Origin of the sequence: Caballeronia sp. BR00000012568055 (genome assembly GCF_029439455.1) — a bacterium.
Taxonomy (GTDB): Bacteria; Pseudomonadota; Gammaproteobacteria; order Burkholderiales; family Burkholderiaceae; genus Caballeronia.
The window spans coordinates 1-17,055 of record NZ_JAQFVG010000332.1 but is presented as its reverse complement, the minus strand read 5'-3'; the positions used below and the strand labels follow the sequence as shown (position 1 = coordinate 17,055).

Here is a 17,055-nt window from a genome sequence, read left to right as displayed (position 1 = left end):
CGGCGACGGACCGTACACGATTCCTACGCAGTTCTATCCAATTATCCGCGAGTTCCCGATGGTCAACTTCATCATCGGTCACTTCGGTATTCAGACGGGCGGCAACTACTCGTTCGAAGCTTTCTGGATGGCGATGGATACGCCCAACGTGTATTGCGAATCGGGCTGGTGCTATCAGTCGCGCATCGTCGAATTCGCGCGCGAACTGCCGCGCAACAAGATCGTGTTCGGCACGGACTCGCCGCCGAACGAGCCGGGCATGTGGCTGCGCGAACTGGAAATGCTGTGCGGTCCCGCGCCGCAAGGCATGGATCTCGATGAAGACGGTCTCGAAGACTACATGGGCAATAACATCGCGCGCCTCGTCGGCATCGAGCCGACCAAACCGCCGAAGGATCTTGCCGAAGCCAAGAAGCGATTGAAGGCCACCTACGTCAGAAGCGATGACGTCGTGCAGACGGCTTGACATCAAACGGGCGCGCTTGCGTTACGACACATGCGCGCCCGCGCTTCCAAAACACGGAGTTCACGATGGCCGAAAACCTCTTGCGCGCCACGCAGGACTTTCATCGCTTTGCTGTTGCTTATGCCGAGCGATATCCCGACGACGTGCTAACGATCGCTCAACGCGTAAGCGCCGATCAGGACGTCACCGCGATCGTCGCGCAACTCGCCGCGCGCGGGCAGCATCCGATGCTCGTGTGCGAGAACGTTGATGGCATATCTACGCCGTTGGCGACGAACTGCTTCGCATCGCGCGAGCGCATTGCCCGTCTGTTCGATACACACGCCGGCGCACTCTTCGATGCCTATCAGCAACGCGCGAACGCGCCTGTCGCGCCGGTGGTTGTATCGAACGGTCCCGTGCTCGATGAAGTCACCGAAGGCGAAGCCGTCGATCTCGCGCACTTGCCGATGATCCGCCACTTCGACACCGATCGCGGCCCGTATGTGACCAATGCGGTGATCGTCGCGGAAGATCCGCTGACGGGTGTCGCGAACATGAGCTATCACCGTTCGATGCGCCACGCGCGCAACGCGCTCGCCACCAGCCTGCATTCGCGCGGCCATCTGTGGCGCATGCTGCAAACGGCGCAGGCGCGCGGCGACACGCTCAAGGTCGCGATGGTGATCGGCGCGCATCCGCTGTTTATGCTGGCGGCGGCGTCGCGCGTGCCGTTCGGCGCGGACGAACGCGCGATCGCGGGCGGGCTTTTCGGCGCACCGCTGCAACTGGTGCGCACGCCGCGTCATGGCATTGGTGTGCCGGCGGCGGCCGAGTTTGTGCTCGAAGGTTTCATCGACCCGCACGCGCGCGCCGACGAAGGTCCGTTCGGCGAATTCACCGGCTATTCATCGGATCGTTCGACCAACAACGTCTTCCACGTCGATACGATGATGCGCCGCCGCGATGCGTGGCTCGTCGATGTCGTCGGCGGACCATATGCCGAGCATCTCACGCTCGCGCGTTTGCCGCGCGAAGCCGAAATGAGCGAAAAGCTGAAGGCGCGCTTTCCATCGGTGACGGCGCTGCACTATCCGAATTCCGGCACACATTTTCATTGCTACGTCGCGCTGAAGCAATCGCGCGATGGCGAGGCGCGTCAGATCATGCTCGCGCTGCTCGGCTGGGATCCGTATCTCAAGCACGTGGTCGCGGTGGACAGCGACATCGACATCACCGACGACTCGCAAGTGCTGTGGGCGATGGCCGCGCATGCGCAGCCGCACGAGGACGTGTTCATCGTCGATGGCTTGCCGGGTAGTCCGCTCGATCCGTCCTCGTCCGCGAACGGTACGACGTCGCGCATGGGAATCGATGCGACGCGCGGCGCGAAGTTCGACGGCATACGCGCACGTATCGGCGATGACGCGATGCGGCGCGCGCAGGCCTTTATCGACGGAGCCGCGCGATGAGCACGCGACGCATGGCGGTCGGCATCAGCGGCGCGTCGGGATTTGCGTACGGCGTGCGCTTGCTCGAATTGCTGCGCGCGCTCGACATCGAAACGCATGTGACGATCTCGCGCAGCGCGCTGCTGACCATGTCGCACGAAACCGACTTCAAGCTCGCCGATGTCAGCGCGCTCGCGAGCGTGATGTATCGCTGCGACGACATGGCCGCCGCTATTTCGAGCGGCTCGTTTCGCGCGCTCGGCATGATCGTCGCGCCCTGCTCGATGAAGACGCTCGCGGAGATCGCCAGCGGTCTGTCATCGAGCCTTATTTCGCGCGCCGCCGATGTCACGCTCAAGGAACGCCGCCCGCTCGTGCTGCTCGCGCGTGAAACGCCGTACACGCTCGCGCATCTGCGCAACATGATCGCCGTGACGGAGATGGGCGGCATCATCGCGCCGCCCGTGCCCGCGTTTTATGCGCGGCCCGCGACGCTCAACGAGATGATCGATCACACGCTCGGACGCGTGCTGGATCTGTTCGGTCTCGACTGCAAGACCGTGAAGCGCTGGAAAGAACACGCAGTCTGAACACCCAGTCTGAACAAACGGAGACAAGCAATGACTCATATCCACACGACTCACAACGCGTTCGAGAAGATTCCCGTCACCGTGCTAACCGGTTTTCTCGGCGCGGGAAAGACGACGCTGCTCAACTACATTCTGCGCGAGAAGCATGGTCACAAGATCGCGGTGATCGAAAACGAGTTCGGTGAAGTCGGCATCGACGGCGGACTGGTGCTCGAATCGACCGAGGAAATCTACGAGATGACCAACGGCTGCGTGTGCTGCGTCGGCGCGGTGCGTGAAGATCTCGTGCGCATCGTGCGCATGCTCGTGGAGCGGCCCGAGCGGCTCGATCACATCATCGTGGAAACGAGCGGACTGGCCGATCCGTATCCGGTCGCGCAAACCTTTTTTATCGACGATCCGATCGCGCAGCGCGTGATGCTCGATGCCGTCGTGACCATGGTCGATGCCAAACATATCGCCGCGCATCTCGACGATCTCGTGCTCGATGGCCGCGACAATCAGGCGGTCGATCAGATCGTGTGCGCGGATCGGATCGTCATCAACAAGGTGGATCTCGTCACGCCTGCGGAAATCGAGTCGTTGACGGCGCGTCTGCGCGGACTGAATGCGACGGCGGATATCGTCGAGTCGAGCTATGCGCAAATCGATCTGCGCAGCATTCTCGGCGTGGGCGCGAACGAGTTCGCGCAGCAGCTTGCGGAAGTCGAAGACCATGCGCATGAACACGAGCATGAGCACGAACATGAGCATCACGACGATCATCAGCATGACGAAAGTGTTTCGTCGGTCGGTATCGAAGTGGATGCGGACATGGACCTTGCCTCGCTGCAAACATGGCTCGACGAATTGCGCTCGGCCAATGTCGCGAATCTCTTTCGCATGAAGGGCATCTTCGCGGTCCGTGGCCAGTCTTGCCGATATGTGCTGCAAGGCGTGCACGACATCATCGAACTCAAGGCGGCGCAGGCGTGGGGCAGCGAGCCGCGTTCGAGCCGCATGGTGTTCATCGGCCGCGAACTGGATCGCGCCGCGCTCAATGAACGCTTTCATGCCTGTCTCGCCGTGCCGGTTGCGGCCTGATATGCAAGGCGGCCGGGCGCACAACGACGCATCGGCCGATAACGATAAATCAGGAGACACGTGATGAACACCGACCAACACCCCGTCGATCGCGTCCTGCCCAAACGGCAGATGATCACGCTCGGCTTGCAGCATATGCTTGTCGCGTATATCGGCGCGATTGCGGTTCCGCTTATCGTGGCATCGGCATTGAAGATGTCGCCCGCAGATACCACCGTGCTTATCAGCACGGCGCTGTTTTGTTCGGGCATCTCGACGGTGCTGCAAACCGTCGGCATCTGGAAGTTCGGCGTGCGTCTGCCGATTCTGCAGGGCGTGGCGTTCAGCAGTGTGGGTCCGGTTATCGCGATCGGCATGAGTCCGGGTGTGGGCTTCGCGGGCGTGTGCGGCGCGGTGATCGGTGCGGGACTTTTCACGATGTTCGCCGCGCCGCTGGTTGGACGCTTGCGCCGCTTTTTTCCGCCCGTGGTGACGGGCTGCATCGTCACCGTGATCGGGCTGCAATTGTTTCCTGTCGCGTATCAATGGGCGGGCGGCGGCGAGAACGCGCGGCAGCACTTCGGCGCGTTGCCGTTCCTGTGTGTCGCGCTGTTCGTCGCGCTTGTCATCCTCGCGGTGAATCGCTTCGCGAATGCGTTCTTGCGCAATTTGTCCGTGCTGATCGGCCTGGTCGCGGGAAGTGTCCTCGCCTGCGCGCTCGGCATGGGCGATTTCGCGAACGTCGCAAACGCGCCGTGGTTCACCATGCCGCTGCCGTTTCACTTCGGCACGCCGGTGTTCTCACTCGTTCCAGTGATGACCATGATCGTCGTGATGATCGTGCAGATGGTCGAGTCGATGGGACTGTTCGTTGCGATCGGCGATATCGTCGATAAGGAGATCAGCGAGGAAGACGCGGTGCGCGGCATGCGCGCAAACGGACTCGCCAGCGCAATCGCAGGCATGTTCGCGGCGTTCCCGTTTATCGCGTTCATGGAGAACGTCGGGCTCGTGATCCTGACCGGCGTGCGCAGCCGCTGGGTCGTGGCGATCAGCGGCGTGCTGATGTGCGTGGTGGCGCTCGTGCCGAAGATCGGCGCGGTGGTGGCATCGACGCCGTCGGCTGCGCTCGGCGGCGCGGGCATCGCCATGTTCGGCGTGGTGGTCGCGGCGGGCGTGCAGACGCTCGCGAAAGTGGACTTCGAACGTAACCGCTACAACGTGCTGATTGTCGGCTTCACCATTGCGACCGCGCTGATTCCCGTGATGGCCCCGCAGGTCTTCAAGCAGATGCCCGACTGGACCCAGCCGTTCGTGCACAGCGGCGTGGTGCTCGCGTGTCTGGTGTCGGTGGTGCTGAACGCCGTGCTCAACGGCGCGCATGAGGAAGAAGTCGTGAGCGCGCACAGCATGGTGCGCGAGTAAGAACATCATCACAGGACAAACCATCGTGACTATCAAAAACGAAGCATTGCTAATCAAAAATCCGCTTGCGGTGATGAGCGGATTACGCGGCGATGCCGCGCGTCATGGCCGTGTCGATATCCGCATTCGCGACGGCGCGATTCGCGAGATTGCGCCGTCGCTCGAAGCGCGTGACGACGAACGCGTGATCGATGCGAGTTCGTGTGTGGTCTATCCGGGCTGGATCAATACGCATCATCATCTGTTCCAGAACTTGCTGAAGGCGGTGCCGTCCGGCATCAACGCGGACTTGCAGGAGTGGCTCGCCGCCGTGCCGTATCCACGGCTCGCGCGTTTCACGACGGAACTGGCGCGCGTCGCGGCGCGTCTGGGCATGGCGGAACTGCTGCTGTCGGGCGTGACCACGTGCGCCGATCATCACTATCTCTATCACGCGGATGGCAGCACCGAAACCGGCGATCTGCTGTTCGACGAAGCGGCCGCGTTCGGTTTGCGCTTCGTGCTGTGCCGGGGCGGCGCGTTGCAATCGGCGGGCGATCATCCGGGCTTTTCGAAAGTCGCGCTCAAACCCGAATCGCTCGATCAGATGTTGGCCGACATCGAACGGCTCAAGTCGCGCTATCACGACGCGCGCGCCGACTCGATGCGACGCGTCGTGGTCGCGCCAACGACGCCGACATTTTCGCTGCCGCCCGCGTTGCTGCCGGAGATCGCGCGTGCTGCGCGCGGCATGGGACTTCGCATGCATACGCATCTTTCGGAGACGCGGCGTTATGTCGATTTTTGCCGCGAGCGCTACGGGCAGTTGCCGGTGGAGTTCGTCGCCGACCACGAATGGCTCGGCCCCGATGTGTGGTTCGCGCATCTCGTGCATATGGAGGCGAGCGAGATCGCCATGCTGGCGGAGACGGGCAGCGGCTGCTCGCATTGTCCGGTCAGCAACGCGCGGCTCGGCAGCGGTATCGCGCCTGCGCCGCAGATGGCCGCAGCGGGCGTTCCCATGTCGCTCGGCGTGGATGGCGTGGCATCGAATGAATCGGGCAGCATGACGAACGAGGCGCACTTCGCGTGGCTGGTGCATCGCGCGGCGCAGGGCGCTGCGGCAACGACGGTCGAGGAAACGGTCCACTGGGGCAGCGCGGGCGGCGCAGGCATTCTGGGTCTCGATGCGGTCGGCACGATCGAGGTCGGCAAGGCTGCGGATCTGGTGCTCTACGACATCGATCATCCGCGTTTCTATGGCTTTCACGATGCCGCGATTGCACCGGTGACGGCAGGCGAACCCGCGCGCGTGAAGTACAACATCGTGAACGGGCGCGTGGTCGTGGACGACGGCGCGATTCCCGGACTCGATCTCGACGCGCTCAGGCATCAGGCGGCCGATGGCGTGCGTCGCTTGCTGGCCGATTGACTACGCCGACGGCCCGGTCTCGTGTCGTCGTACATCGCCGAGGTGCCCGACACGCGGCTCATCGGCATCTGCGCGTATCGAGTTGACCGGCCATGTCTCATTTCCCGTCGATAAGCACCTTCAGCGCGAGTGGATTCGTTGCTGCAGTCTTTAGAGATCCGATCGCGACTGCCGAGTAGTTGTTACCCGCAACTGCAACGACTGTCGCTTCTATGGCGGTCACCGAGGTGCCTGTCGCATTGACTTTGACATCGTACGTTCCGGCAGAGACCGTCAGATAATTGCTGATTGCCGCAAACGGCACGTTCGACAACACCACCTGGTTGTTGACTAGAATATCGACGGGCCCTGCATCCGGCGCCGCATGAATGACGCGTATTCGGGCTTGTCCGGCTGGCGGAGCGGAGGCGTCGTCTGTCGCGAGGATCGCTTGAATGCTCGCGACGAAATTGGCGGCGATCGCGGTGTAATAGCCGTCGCGAGCGAGAGATGGTGAAACGTTGATGACCGTGGTCGATGTGCCCGCCGCATTGATTTTGATGTTGTGCCCGCCCGCGTAAATGGTCAGGTAATTCGATGCAGTCGGGTACGAGACATTGGTCAGGACAACGACGTTGTCGAGATAGACATCGACATTAGGCGCGTCCGGAGAAGCGTGAAGAATCCGTAGATGAGCGCTGCCCGGACCATCATCGCCTCCGCCGCATCCTGCTATGAAGCTGGCGATGCAAACGAGGACTATTGCGAAGTATCTGGCCACGGCGCGCTCCAATGTCAGTCAGGTAACGACATGGCCGCCTTCGCGGTCGTCCATTCAATCTCGCATGAGAGACGGAACTTAGTGGAAATATAGAACAGCGATATTTATAAACAAGATGAACAAATCCGATACACGAAATTGCGGCGGGGTCGATACCAACAGTTCGTCCCATTGCTAATGGCGATGGACAAAACATCGTCGAATTTGCATTAGCTATGCTGAACATTCAACACGAGCGTTTTCTGGAAGAGAGTCGAGAAGGTTCGTCGTTCCAGCCTGGCGCGGATGGTCGTGAGGGTGCGCGCTCTCCCCTCGCTATAATCGCAGCAACCTGCGCGCCGTTCCTCTTGCCTCGCTCTCACTCCATGCCCACTCGTCGCCCGACTGTCTCTGCCGATTCGCACGTCCCGCTTTACACGCAAATCAAGGACACATTGCGCGCGGGCATTCTCGATGGCCGCTACGCGCCGCACAGCAGAATGCCTTCCGAAAGCGAATTGCAGACCATGTTCGACGTGAGCCGCATCACCATCCGGCAAGCGCTCAACGATCTGCAAAAGGAAGGGCTGATCTTCAAGGTCCATGGCAAGGGATCGTTCGTATCTCAACCGAAGGCGTTCCAGAACGTCACGTCGCTGCAAGGCTTCGCGGAGGCCATGTCGCGCAGCGGACACGAGATCATCAACCGCGTCGTGCAATTTCGCTTTATCCCCGCCCCCGCCGATATCGCCGCGCGGCTCGCGTTGCCCGCTCAAACCGTGGTGACGGAGATTCAGCGCGTCCGTCTGCTCAATCGCTCTCCCGTTTCGTATGAAGTGACCTATCTGCCCGAAGCGCTCGGACGTCAACTGGAGCGCGCGGATCTCGTCACACGCGATATCTTCCTGATCCTCGAGAACGACTGCGCCATGCCGCTCGGCAGCGCGGATCTCGCCATCGATGCCGTAGCGGCCAAAGCCGGCATCGCGCGGGCGCTGGGCATTGAAAAGGGCGCGCCGCTGCTGCGTATCGAGCGTCTTACGCACGATGCAGAAGGTCAGCCCATCGACTTCGAGTATCTGTATTTTCGTGGCGACACGTTCCAGTATCGCTTGCGCATCGACCGCGCGCAGGCAAGCGCAAGCGCGCGCCGCCATCAGGCCTGAGCCGATCTCGCGTTATTCACGCAACGCACAAGCAAAGCAGAAACGATTGATTCACGCGTCTGTCTGCCGCTCCTACAATCTGGTCCTAACTTGTTATAACAAGCTGCATCGACGGATTCGAAACGTGAACGAAGCGTGAATCCGGGCGATGCCGCGTCCCACGATCATGCAGACACACGAACTCGATTACGACATCGTCGTGGTCGGCGGTGGCACCGCCGGTCCGATGGCCGCCATCAAGGCCAAACAGCGCGACCCGAGCCTGCGCGTGCTGCTTATCGACAAGGCGCACGTCAAGCGCAGCGGCGCGATTTCGATGGGCATGGACGGACTGAATAACGCCATCATTCCCGGACACGCGACGCCTGAGCAATACGTGAAGGAAATCACCGTGGCCAACGATGGCATCGTCAATCAGGCCACGATTTATGCGTATGCGAAGCACAGCTTCACGACCATCGAAGAACTGGATCGCTGGGGCGTCAAGTTCGAGAAAGATCCCACTGGCGACTACGCCGTGCGCAAAGTGCATCACATGGGCGCTTATGTGCTGCCGATGCCCGAAGGGCACGATGTCAAGAAAGTGCTGTATCGACAATTGAAGCGCACGCGGGTCGAGATTACCAATCGCGTGGTCGCTACGCGGCTGCTGACGGGCGCGAACGGTGAGATTGCCGGCGTGATGGGCTTCGACTGCCGCACCGCCGATTTCTACGTGATCCGCGCCAAGGCCGTGATCCTCTGTTGCGGCGCGGCCGGGCGTCTGGGACTGCCCGCATCCGGCTATCTGATGGGCACCTACGAAAATCCGACCAACGCCGGCGATGGCTACGCAATGGCCTATCACGCAGGCGCGGAACTGGCCAATCTCGAGTGCTTCCAGATCAATCCGCTGATCAAGGACTACAACGGCCCCGCCTGCGCGTATGTCACGGGTCCGCTCGGCGGCTATACGGCCAACGGCAAGGGCGAGCGTTTTATCGAATGCGATTACTGGAGCGGCCAGATGATGTGGGAGTTCTATCAGGAACTCCAGAGCGGCAACGGTCCCGTGTTTCTCAAACTCGATCATCTTGCCGAAGAAACTATTCAGAACATCGAAACGATTCTGCACACCAACGAGCGGCCGAGCCGCGGACGCTTTCATGCGCGGCGCGGCAACGACTACCGTACGCGCATGATCGAAATGCACATCTCCGAAATCGGTTTATGCAGCGGACACAGCGCGTCCGGCGTATGGGTGGATGAACGAGCGCGCACGACGGTTCCGGGACTTTATGCAGCGGGCGATATGGCCGCCGTGCCGCACAACTACATGCTCGGCGCGTTCACCTACGGATGGTTCGCGGGAGAGGACGCCGCAGCGCACGTGGCGGGCCGCGCCCTGCCCGCACTCGATGCCGCGCAGGTCGAACAGGAACGCGCCCGCGTGCTCGCGCCGCTCACGCGAGAACGTGGTCTGCCACCGGCGCAGGTCGAGTACAAGCTGCGCCGCTTCGTGAACGATTACCTTCAGCCGCCCAAAGTCACGCGGCGCATGGAGATCGGCTTGCAGCGTTTCGAAGAGATTCGCGAGGACATCGCGCAACTCGGCGCGGCCGATCCGCACGAACTCATGCGCGCCGCCGAAGTGTCCGCCATCCTCGATTGCGCGGAAATGGCCGCGCGTGCCTCGTTGTATCGCACGGAGAGCCGATGGGGGCTGTATCACCATCGTGTGGATTTTCCGGAGCGCGATGACGAGGCGTGGTTCTGTCACGCGCATCTGAAGAAGGATGCGTCGGGCCGCATGACTTCGTTCAAGAAAGCCGTGGAGCCGTACGTGGTTCCCGTCGATGACACCGAGCGCGGCGCGTATTCGCGACTGCGTCTTGCCCGCACCGCTCAGCCGGTCGCCGCATAAGGAGAATCAGTATGGCCCTCGTTCCACGCGAAGCGCGTCTGCGCACCAGCCTTCCCGTCATGATCGACGAAGACAAGTGCATTGCCGATAAAGGCTGCACGGTTTGTATCGATGTCTGTCCGATGGATCTGCTGGCAATCGATCCCGAAACCGGCAAAGCGTTCATGAAGTTCGACGAATGCTGGTACTGCATGCCTTGCGAGCGCGACTGTCCGACCAATGCGGTGCACGTCGATATTCCCTATCTTCTTCGCTGACGAGGACTCGCTTCATGAAACGCACGTTATTCATCGCGCTGGCCGTTGCGTTGTTCGCAAGCGCGGCGCAGGCCGAAACCATTCGCGTGGCGATCGGCACGCAGGACACGACCATCAACACCGCGGCGGGCGGCGCGCTGATTCGCGAGCTGCATCTGCTCGATCAGTATCTGCCGCACGATGGCAAATACAAGGACGCGCAATACGACATCGAATGGAAGAACTTCACGAGCGGCGCGCCGATCACCAATGAGATGGTCGCGGGCAAGCTCGACTTCGGTTCGATGGCGGATTTTCCGGGCGTGCTCAACGGCGTCGCCAATCAGAAGGCGGGCAAGGGCAGCGTCTTTATCAACGTGCTTTCGGGCAGCGTGCGCGGCAGCGGCAACGGTATCGTCGTGCCGAGCGATTCACCGGCGCAGTCCATCGCCGATCTCAAGGGCAAGACCATTTCCGTGCCGTTCGCATCGACTGCGCACGGCATGTTGTTGCGCGCAATCGCGGCACAAGGCTGGGACCCGGAGCGCGATGTGAATATCGTCACGCAAGCGCCGGAAGTGGCCGGTCCCGCGTTGCAGACACACAAGATCGATGCGCACGCGGACTTCGTGCCCTTCGCGGAACTGTTCCCGTATCGCGGCTTCGCGCGCAAGATCTACGACGGCTCGCAAGCGGATGCGCCGACCTTCCACGGCACACTGGTCGAAAAGGACTATGCGCAGAAGTATCCCGAGATCGTGGTGGCTTATTTGCGCGCGGTGATCGAGGCGAATCGGCTGCTCGCTGCGGAGCCGGAGAAATACAGCGAACTGATCGCGAAGGTCACCGGGATCGAACCGGAAGTGGATTACCTTTTTCACGGCCCGCTCGGTTTGCAGACGCGCGATCTCACGTGGAAGCCCGAGTATCGCCGCGCCGTACAGACATCGTTCGATACGCTCAAGTTGCTGAAGAAAGCCGACGGTGATTTGAACGCGAATGCCTTTATCGACGATTCATACCTGCGCGCCGCGTTCAAGGCCGAGCATCTCGACTACGACGTCGCGCTGCGCGACTATGCGCAGACGCCGCTCGTGGCCAAAGACGCGCTCACCGGCAAACCGATCGGCAAGGATGCGCGCGTCGCACAAATCTGGGTGCGTGGCGAGGCAGTCGTGCGCAGCTATGCATCGCCCGAAGAAGCCGTGCAGCAGATTGGCGTGATCGAACGCGAAGGCAAGCAGGTGCGCGCGTTCTACGCACAGGACCGTGAAAGCGGCATCAAGCTGCTCGGCAATCAGGCGTGGTTCGCCCGAAGCGGCGACGGTCAGTTGAATGCGTTTCTGCTGAAAGATCGCGCGCAGGCGTGGGCCGGCCAACATGGCGGACAGATGCTCGACTTCGCCGCCGCGCGCCAGCCTACCGCGCTTGCCAATCGCTGAGGGTTGTCATGGCCACGCTTGTTACAACCGTTCCACGGCTGCGTCTGCGCGGTACGCATGCGGCCGTGCAGTGGGCATCGCTGGCGCTCTGCCTGCTGTTCTGGCATCTGGCGACCACGCAGCACTGGAATCTCGGCTTCATCACCTTCGAGAATGTGCCGACACCCGCCGATACGCTCGCGGCCATCGTCGATCTCGCGCACTCGCCGAAGCTCTTGTCGGACCTGCTGAGCAGCGTGCGGCGCATCGCGGCCGGATATGTCGTCGCCGCCGTGAGTGGCGTCGTGCTGGGCGTGGTGATCGGACGATCGACCTTCGCGCGGCTTTCGCTGCTCACGCCGCTCGAAGTGCTGCGCCCGATTCCGGCCGTCGCGTGGATTCCGCTCGCCATCCTGATGTTTCCGTCGTCCGAAATGTCGATGATCTTCATCACGTTCACCGGCGCATTTTTCCCGATTCTGCTCGGCACGATTCACGGTGTCGAAGGCGTCGAGCCACGGCTGGTTTCCTCGGCGCGAAGTCTCGGCGCGAGTCGTCTGGTGGTGTTGCGCGAGGTGATCGTGCCGGGCGCGGCGCCTTCGATCGTCACAGGACTGGCGATCGGCATGGGCACGTCATGGTTCTGTCTCGTGACCGCCGAGATGATTTCCGGGCAGTTTGGGATCGGTTATTACACGTGGCAGTCGTACACGGTGCAGCGCTATCCGGAAGTCGTGGTCGGCATGCTGCTGATCGGTCTGCTGGGCATGGGCAGCAGCGCGCTCGTGCGTGTGGCAGGCCGCCGTCTTACGCCGTGGCTTACCGCCGGGAGCCGCCGATGACACCTCACGGCAAAGCGCCCCGCGCTGGACAGGTCGAAATCGAAAATCTGGCTGTGACCTTGGGCGATGACGCGCGCGCATTCACCGCCGTCCGCGATATCAATGCAGTTATCGAAGCGGGCGAATTCGTCTGCATTCTCGGACCATCGGGCTGCGGCAAGTCCACGCTGCTCGCGGCACTCGCGGGCCATGTAGCGCCGAGTGCGGGCCGCGCCATGCTCGATCGCGCATGCATCGACGGGCCGCATCCCGAACGCGGCATGGTGTTTCAGCAGCACACGCTGCTGCCGTGGCGCAAGACGCTGGACAACGTCGCCTTCGGCCTCAAGATGCGCGGTATCGGCAAACGTGAACGCCATGCAAAAGCGCGCGCGTTGCTGGAACGCGTGGGTCTCGGCGCATTTGCCGACCGCTATCCGGTGCAACTGTCGGGCGGCATGCAGCAGCGCGCGGAGATCGCGCGCGCCATGCTCAATGAGCCGCGCGTGCTGTTGATGGACGAACCCTTCGGCGCACTCGATGCGCAAACGCGCGCGATGATGCAGTCGCTTTTGCTCGATGTATGGAGCGAGCACAAGCCAACGGTCATCTTCGTCACGCACGACATCGACGAAGCGCTGTTTCTGGCCGATCGTATCTTCGTGATGAGCGCGAGTCCCGGCACCATACTCGAGGAAATGCGCGTGCCGTTTGCGCGGCCACGCGTGCGCGGCGAAACGCACGATCTCGTCACCGAGCCGGAATTCGTCGCGCTCAAGCGCCGCTGTCTCGCCTTGCTGCGGCATCAGATCATCGCTACGCCCGCCGTCCGTGAGGATGATGCGGCGGGCGTCCGTTTCACGAACTCCGTCCAGACCGCTTCATGACGCACGCTACTTCATCGAGTCCCTCTCCGCTATTCGACGCGTCCACGGACGCGGACGACGCCGCGCTCGCCGCACGCTTCACCCATGACGATGCCGCCGTGCGCCGCCTCGCGGTGATCGAAGCCGCCGAACTGGAAGACGAAGCGTGGCTGCCCGCGCTCGTTCACGCACTGCGCCACGACGCCGATGCCGATGTCCGGCGCACCGCGGCACAGCGGCTCGGTGCGTGGGAATCGGCGGAAGTCGTCGATGCGCTTTGCCAGACCGCACGCGACGCCACGCTCGATCTCGCCAGCCGCCAAGCCGCCGCCGAAAGCCTGACCGCGCTCAAAAGTCCCGCAGCGGGCGCGCGCATACTGAACCACTTCGCCGATGCGGACCCGTTCGCGCGCGCCGCGTTGCTGCGGGCCTTGCGCGAACTCCGTCTGCCGCAAGCCGCGCGGACCGCACGTGAGGCGTTATCGGATGCATCGTCGGAAGTGCGGCGTGAAGCGGTGGGCGTGCTCGGCTGGCTGCGCGACGAAGCGGCGCTGCCATTGCTCGCCGCCCTCGCCCTCGACGATAAAGACGCGGAAGTTCGTCACGCCGCCGTGGGCGCGCTGGGCTTCGCAACCGACGACTCCGTACTGGACACGCTGCGCCACGCCTTGTCCGACGATGACTGGCGCGTCCGCGAGGAAGCAGCCGCCACGCTCGGCAAGCTGCGGCTGCGAGCGGCGCGCACGGCGCTCGAAGCAGCGCTCGAAGACGATTACTGGCAGGTGAGCCTGCAGGCGGCGCGCGCGCTCGGACGCGTGCGTGATGTCGCCAGCACGCATGCGGTGGTGGCATTGCTGGTTTATCCGATCAGCAATGTCCGCAAGGAAGCGGCGCTCGCGCTCGGCGAATTGGGGAACACCGACGCGCTTGCCGTGCTGCAAGCCGCGCTGGCCGATGGCGATCCGGAAGTACGCAAAGCGGCGCGCATTGCGATTGCGCAGATCGGCGCGCGGCATGGGGTGTGATACGCCCAACGCGTTCGCGATCAGATTGATCCCTTCGATCGTATCGACTGCTAGATCTTCTTGTCTTCGCGTTTGGCTTCCGCCATCGCCTCGGGCTCCAGCTCTTCGGCAGACCTGTTCAAATAGACGAAAAGTCCCCAGGAAGCCAGAAGCAAGGCGGTCGAAGCGATCAACGCACTCGCAAACCATAACTGCGATGGATCCTGATGCAGCGCTTTAAACGTTGCAACCAGTCCTTCGATAGCAAGCGCTACGACAACCACAACAAGGAATCGCGATAAGAAACGGCGCACTCGCGTGGGCGCGCTGACGTCGGCCTCGCGGATGACTTCTTCTTCGATGATCGTCTCCGCGATTTGCATCGCCACCACGGCCCCCGCCAGCACGCCGACCGCTTCGATGATGATGAGCGCACTCGCTTCGTCCCAATGACTCGACAGAACCGTTAATCCGATACGCGCCGCGATTCCGACCAGAACCAGGGCCGCCAACGTAAATAAAGCCGCCATCAACCCATGGATGACGGTGAACAAGCGAAGCAGTATTTTCATCGTGAATTATTTGAAGAACGATTGACCTGTTGTGGGAAGAGAAACTACGCGCTTTATATTGAGGCCGAAACTGGCTTGTGGACATATCTCATCTGGTCCGTGGCCTCACCACGGTTAGCAGCACCTTTTCTCAGTCTCTTCTCGTCGCCTACCTCAACCCCGCCTCCTCAAGCAGCCACGCTTTGAAAGCCTCGATCGGCGCGCTATTGGTGCCGCCCTTTCTGTGAACAAGATAGTAAGCGAGTTCGCAGCCCTGAACGGTATCGAATGGCCTGACGAGGCGACCTTCAGCGAGGTCTCGCTCCACGAGCGTAGTCCGGCCAAGCGCGACGCCATTGCCCGATATGGCGGTTTGAATGCCCATCGCGGAATCGTTCAATTGAAGCCCACGATCGGTGTCTACGGCATCGCGCACGCCGGCGTGCAGCAACCATGATCGCCAGGTCGGGAAAACGCTGGAGCCGCGCATCGAGGTATCGTGAATCAATTGGTGGTGCTTGAGGTCGGCTGGCGTCTTCAACGCGTGGCGCCCTTTCAGCAAGGTCGGACTGCACACGGGAAAGAACTCGTCGCGCAGCAGAAAAGTCGATGTCAGGTTCGCCCAGTTTCCCGCGCCATAGCGAATCCCGGCATCGATGCGCTCGGCGGTGAAATCGACGAGATGTCCGCTGGTATCGATACGCAAATCGTAATACGGATGCTTTTGCTGAAACCGTTCCACGCGCCACAAAAGCCATTTATCCGCGAATGCCGGCGGGACCGTGATGGTGAACGTGATGCGCGACTTGCTTGCCTTCAGGCGCTCGACGGCATTCGAAAGCAGATCGAAGCCGCCTTGCAAATCAGGCAAAGCGCTGCGCGCGGCGTCCGTCAACGTTAATCTCGACGGGCCCGAAGTCGAGCGATGAAACAACTCGATCTCCAGCGTGTCCTCCAGCCCGCGAATCAGTTGGCCGACTGCGGCAGGCGTCACGTTCAGTTCAGCCGCCGCCGATGCATAACTAAGATGACGCGCGACCGCTTCAAATGCACGCAGCGCATTGAGATTGGTAGGGGCTCGCATGGATTCAAGAGGCCTTGATTCGTCGTGGTTGCAACTCTACCGTGCAACTGCGACCGCGAAAGTCTTGTCTCTCGCGGTCGTTCAAGCTCAGATTTGCGACAGTCCGCCATCGGCTACCAGTTCCGCGCCAGTCATATACGACGCGTCGTCGCTGGCGAGAAAGAGTACCGCGCGGGCGATCTCGTCTGCCCGGCCCGCGCGCTTGAGCGGCACGGCCGCGGCAAGCGCTTCGCCCGTCTTGCGCAGCGCTTCGTCGTCAAGGCCGAGCTTGCTTGCGAAAGGCGTATCGATGGGACCGGGGCTTACGGCGTTCACTCGGATACCGCGCGGCGCAAGTTCAGCGCCGATCGATCGTACCAGCGATCGGACCGCTGCCTTGGTGGCCGACAGCACGGAAAGTCCCGGCGTCCCGACCGTGTTTAGAAACGATGTCGTCACCACGATGCTGCCGCCATCCCGAAGATAAGGCGCGCTCTTTTGAATCGTGAAGAAGAGGCCGCTGACGTTCAAGGCGAACTGATCGTGCAACTGCGCAGGGGTCACATCGGCAAATGGTGCGGCCTGGCCCGCGCCCGCATTGGCAAATACGATGTCGATCGCGCCATGCACTTCCACCGCTTCCGCGACGGCGCGATCAATCTGCGCGGCATCACGCAAATCGGCGGACAAAACGGTCGCGGCATCGCCCAGTTCACGTTGCGCATCGGCGAGACGTTTTTCGTTCGTGCCGACAACGACGACTTTCGCGCCTTCGCTGATAAACAACTTCGCCGCCGCGAGACCAATGCCCGACGTTCCGCCTGTGATGAGTGCCACCTTGTTAGCGAGTTTCATGATGTCCGTCCTTCTTCAGAGTTAAGGAAGAATCGGATGCAGCGCT

17 protein-coding genes are annotated in these 17,055 nt (G+C 61.8%); 13 read left to right on the top strand and 4 right to left on the bottom strand.

Annotated features, from left to right (window positions below; genetic code table 11):
- The 6 genes from P7F28_RS28435 to P7F28_RS28410 all read left to right on the top strand — a co-directional run.
- Window positions 1-466 (top strand): amidohydrolase family protein (locus tag P7F28_RS28435; protein WP_277188189.1); only part of this gene is annotated, 466 nt, incomplete at its 5' end.
- A gap of 65 nt (window positions 467-531) precedes the next feature.
- On the top strand, window positions 532-1,917 hold the full coding sequence (locus P7F28_RS28430) for a UbiD family decarboxylase (protein WP_277188188.1): 1,386 nt from the start codon (window positions 532-534) through the stop codon (window positions 1,915-1,917).
- Window positions 1,914-2,486 (top strand): UbiX family flavin prenyltransferase, encoded by a 573-nt coding sequence (locus tag P7F28_RS28425; protein WP_277188187.1) that lies wholly within the window; start codon window positions 1,914-1,916, stop codon window positions 2,484-2,486. Before P7F28_RS28430 ends, P7F28_RS28425 begins: the two co-directional genes overlap by 4 nt.
- A 30-nt stretch (window positions 2,487-2,516) precedes the next feature.
- Window positions 2,517-3,569, top strand: coding sequence for a GTP-binding protein (locus tag P7F28_RS28420; RefSeq protein ID WP_277188186.1), 1,053 nt, complete (start codon window positions 2,517-2,519; stop codon window positions 3,567-3,569).
- 63 nt (window positions 3,570-3,632) lie between these two features.
- Entirely contained in the window at window positions 3,633-4,973 is a 1,341-nt protein-coding gene (locus P7F28_RS28415; protein ID WP_277188185.1) for a nucleobase:cation symporter-2 family protein, read from the top strand.
- Between the two features lie 25 nt (window positions 4,974-4,998).
- A complete protein-coding gene (locus P7F28_RS28410) occupies window positions 4,999-6,384 on the top strand; it encodes an amidohydrolase family protein (protein WP_277188184.1) in 1,386 nt (461 codons plus the stop codon).
- A gap of 97 nt (window positions 6,385-6,481) precedes the next feature.
- Here the strand turns inward: P7F28_RS28410 and P7F28_RS28405 are convergent, their stop codons facing one another.
- Window positions 6,482-7,144, bottom strand: a complete 663-nt coding sequence (locus tag P7F28_RS28405; protein WP_277188183.1) for a DUF4397 domain-containing protein — start codon at window positions 7,142-7,144, stop codon at window positions 6,482-6,484.
- A gap of 365 nt (window positions 7,145-7,509) precedes the next feature.
- Here P7F28_RS28405 and P7F28_RS28400 point away from each other — a divergent pair, with 365 nt between their 5' ends.
- The 7 genes from P7F28_RS28400 to P7F28_RS28370 all read left to right on the top strand — a co-directional run bounded on the left by P7F28_RS28400 (window position 7,510) and on the right by P7F28_RS28370 (window position 14,561).
- On the top strand, window positions 7,510-8,289 hold the full coding sequence (locus P7F28_RS28400; RefSeq protein WP_277188182.1) for a GntR family transcriptional regulator: 780 nt from the start codon (window positions 7,510-7,512) through the stop codon (window positions 8,287-8,289).
- A 166-nt stretch (window positions 8,290-8,455) separates the two neighbouring features.
- A complete protein-coding gene (locus P7F28_RS28395; protein ID WP_277188190.1) occupies window positions 8,456-10,192 on the top strand; it encodes a fumarate reductase/succinate dehydrogenase flavoprotein subunit in 1,737 nt (578 codons plus the stop codon).
- A gap of 11 nt (window positions 10,193-10,203) precedes the next feature.
- A complete protein-coding gene (locus P7F28_RS28390; RefSeq protein ID WP_277188181.1) occupies window positions 10,204-10,449 on the top strand; it encodes a ferredoxin family protein in 246 nt (81 codons plus the stop codon).
- Window positions 10,450-10,463: 14 nt separating this feature from the next.
- Window positions 10,464-11,870 (top strand): ABC transporter substrate-binding protein, encoded by a 1,407-nt coding sequence (locus P7F28_RS28385; protein ID WP_277188180.1) that lies wholly within the window; start codon window positions 10,464-10,466, stop codon window positions 11,868-11,870.
- Window positions 11,871-11,878: 8 nt separating this feature from the next.
- Window positions 11,879-12,691, top strand: coding sequence for an ABC transporter permease (locus tag P7F28_RS28380; RefSeq protein WP_277188179.1), 813 nt, complete (start codon window positions 11,879-11,881; stop codon window positions 12,689-12,691).
- Window positions 12,688-13,557, top strand: a complete 870-nt coding sequence (locus tag P7F28_RS28375) for an ABC transporter ATP-binding protein (protein ID WP_277188178.1) — start codon at window positions 12,688-12,690, stop codon at window positions 13,555-13,557. Before P7F28_RS28380 ends, P7F28_RS28375 begins: the two co-directional genes overlap by 4 nt.
- Window positions 13,554-14,561 carry a HEAT repeat domain-containing protein gene (locus P7F28_RS28370; protein WP_277188177.1) on the top strand — a complete coding sequence of 336 codons (1,008 nt, stop codon included), beginning with the start codon at window positions 13,554-13,556 and terminating at the stop codon, window positions 14,559-14,561. The genes P7F28_RS28375 and P7F28_RS28370 overlap by 4 nt, the downstream gene beginning before the upstream one ends.
- A gap of 50 nt (window positions 14,562-14,611) precedes the next feature.
- Here P7F28_RS28370 and P7F28_RS28365 read toward each other — a convergent pair whose 3' ends face one another.
- The 3 genes from P7F28_RS28365 to P7F28_RS28355 form a co-directional block, all read right to left on the bottom strand.
- Window positions 14,612-15,112, bottom strand: coding sequence for a hypothetical protein (locus P7F28_RS28365; RefSeq protein WP_277188176.1), 501 nt, complete (start codon window positions 15,110-15,112; stop codon window positions 14,612-14,614).
- 148 nt (window positions 15,113-15,260) lie between these two features.
- Window positions 15,261-16,175 carry a transcriptional regulator GcvA gene (gene gcvA, locus P7F28_RS28360; RefSeq protein WP_277188175.1) on the bottom strand — a complete coding sequence of 305 codons (915 nt, stop codon included), beginning with the start codon at window positions 16,173-16,175 and terminating at the stop codon, window positions 15,261-15,263.
- A gap of 87 nt (window positions 16,176-16,262) precedes the next feature.
- The gene (locus P7F28_RS28355; protein WP_277188174.1) at window positions 16,263-17,009 is read right to left on the bottom strand and encodes an SDR family oxidoreductase; all 747 of its coding nucleotides are present in this window, start codon (window positions 17,007-17,009) and stop codon (window positions 16,263-16,265) included.
- Window positions 17,010-17,055: the final 46 nt, after the last annotated feature.

What these genes read in the sequence shown, in the direction of transcription:
- P7F28_RS28415 (WP_277188185.1), top strand. Translation starts at nt 3,633, where the DNA reads ATGAACACCGACCAACACCCCGTCGATCGCGTCCTGCCCAAACGGCAG.
- P7F28_RS28355 (WP_277188174.1), bottom strand. Translation starts at nt 17,009, where the DNA reads ATGAAACTCGCTAACAAGGTGGCACTCATCACAGGCGGAACGTCGGGC.
- P7F28_RS28425 (WP_277188187.1), top strand. Translation starts at nt 1,914, where the DNA reads ATGAGCACGCGACGCATGGCGGTCGGCATCAGCGGCGCGTCGGGATTT.
- P7F28_RS28395 (WP_277188190.1), top strand. Translation starts at nt 8,456, where the DNA reads ATGCAGACACACGAACTCGATTACGACATCGTCGTGGTCGGCGGTGGC.
- gcvA (WP_277188175.1), bottom strand. Translation starts at nt 16,175, where the DNA reads ATGCGAGCCCCTACCAATCTCAATGCGCTGCGTGCATTTGAAGCGGTC.
- P7F28_RS28385 (WP_277188180.1), top strand. Translation starts at nt 10,464, where the DNA reads ATGAAACGCACGTTATTCATCGCGCTGGCCGTTGCGTTGTTCGCAAGC.
- P7F28_RS28380 (WP_277188179.1), top strand. Translation starts at nt 11,879, where the DNA reads ATGGCCACGCTTGTTACAACCGTTCCACGGCTGCGTCTGCGCGGTACG.
- P7F28_RS28420 (WP_277188186.1), top strand. Translation starts at nt 2,517, where the DNA reads ATGACTCATATCCACACGACTCACAACGCGTTCGAGAAGATTCCCGTC.
- P7F28_RS28400 (WP_277188182.1), top strand. Translation starts at nt 7,510, where the DNA reads ATGCCCACTCGTCGCCCGACTGTCTCTGCCGATTCGCACGTCCCGCTT.
- P7F28_RS28370 (WP_277188177.1), top strand. Translation starts at nt 13,554, where the DNA reads ATGACGCACGCTACTTCATCGAGTCCCTCTCCGCTATTCGACGCGTCC.
- P7F28_RS28375 (WP_277188178.1), top strand. Translation starts at nt 12,688, where the DNA reads ATGACACCTCACGGCAAAGCGCCCCGCGCTGGACAGGTCGAAATCGAA.
- P7F28_RS28365 (WP_277188176.1), bottom strand. Translation starts at nt 15,112, where the DNA reads ATGAAAATACTGCTTCGCTTGTTCACCGTCATCCATGGGTTGATGGCG.
- P7F28_RS28430 (WP_277188188.1), top strand. Translation starts at nt 532, where the DNA reads ATGGCCGAAAACCTCTTGCGCGCCACGCAGGACTTTCATCGCTTTGCT.
- P7F28_RS28390 (WP_277188181.1), top strand. Translation starts at nt 10,204, where the DNA reads ATGGCCCTCGTTCCACGCGAAGCGCGTCTGCGCACCAGCCTTCCCGTC.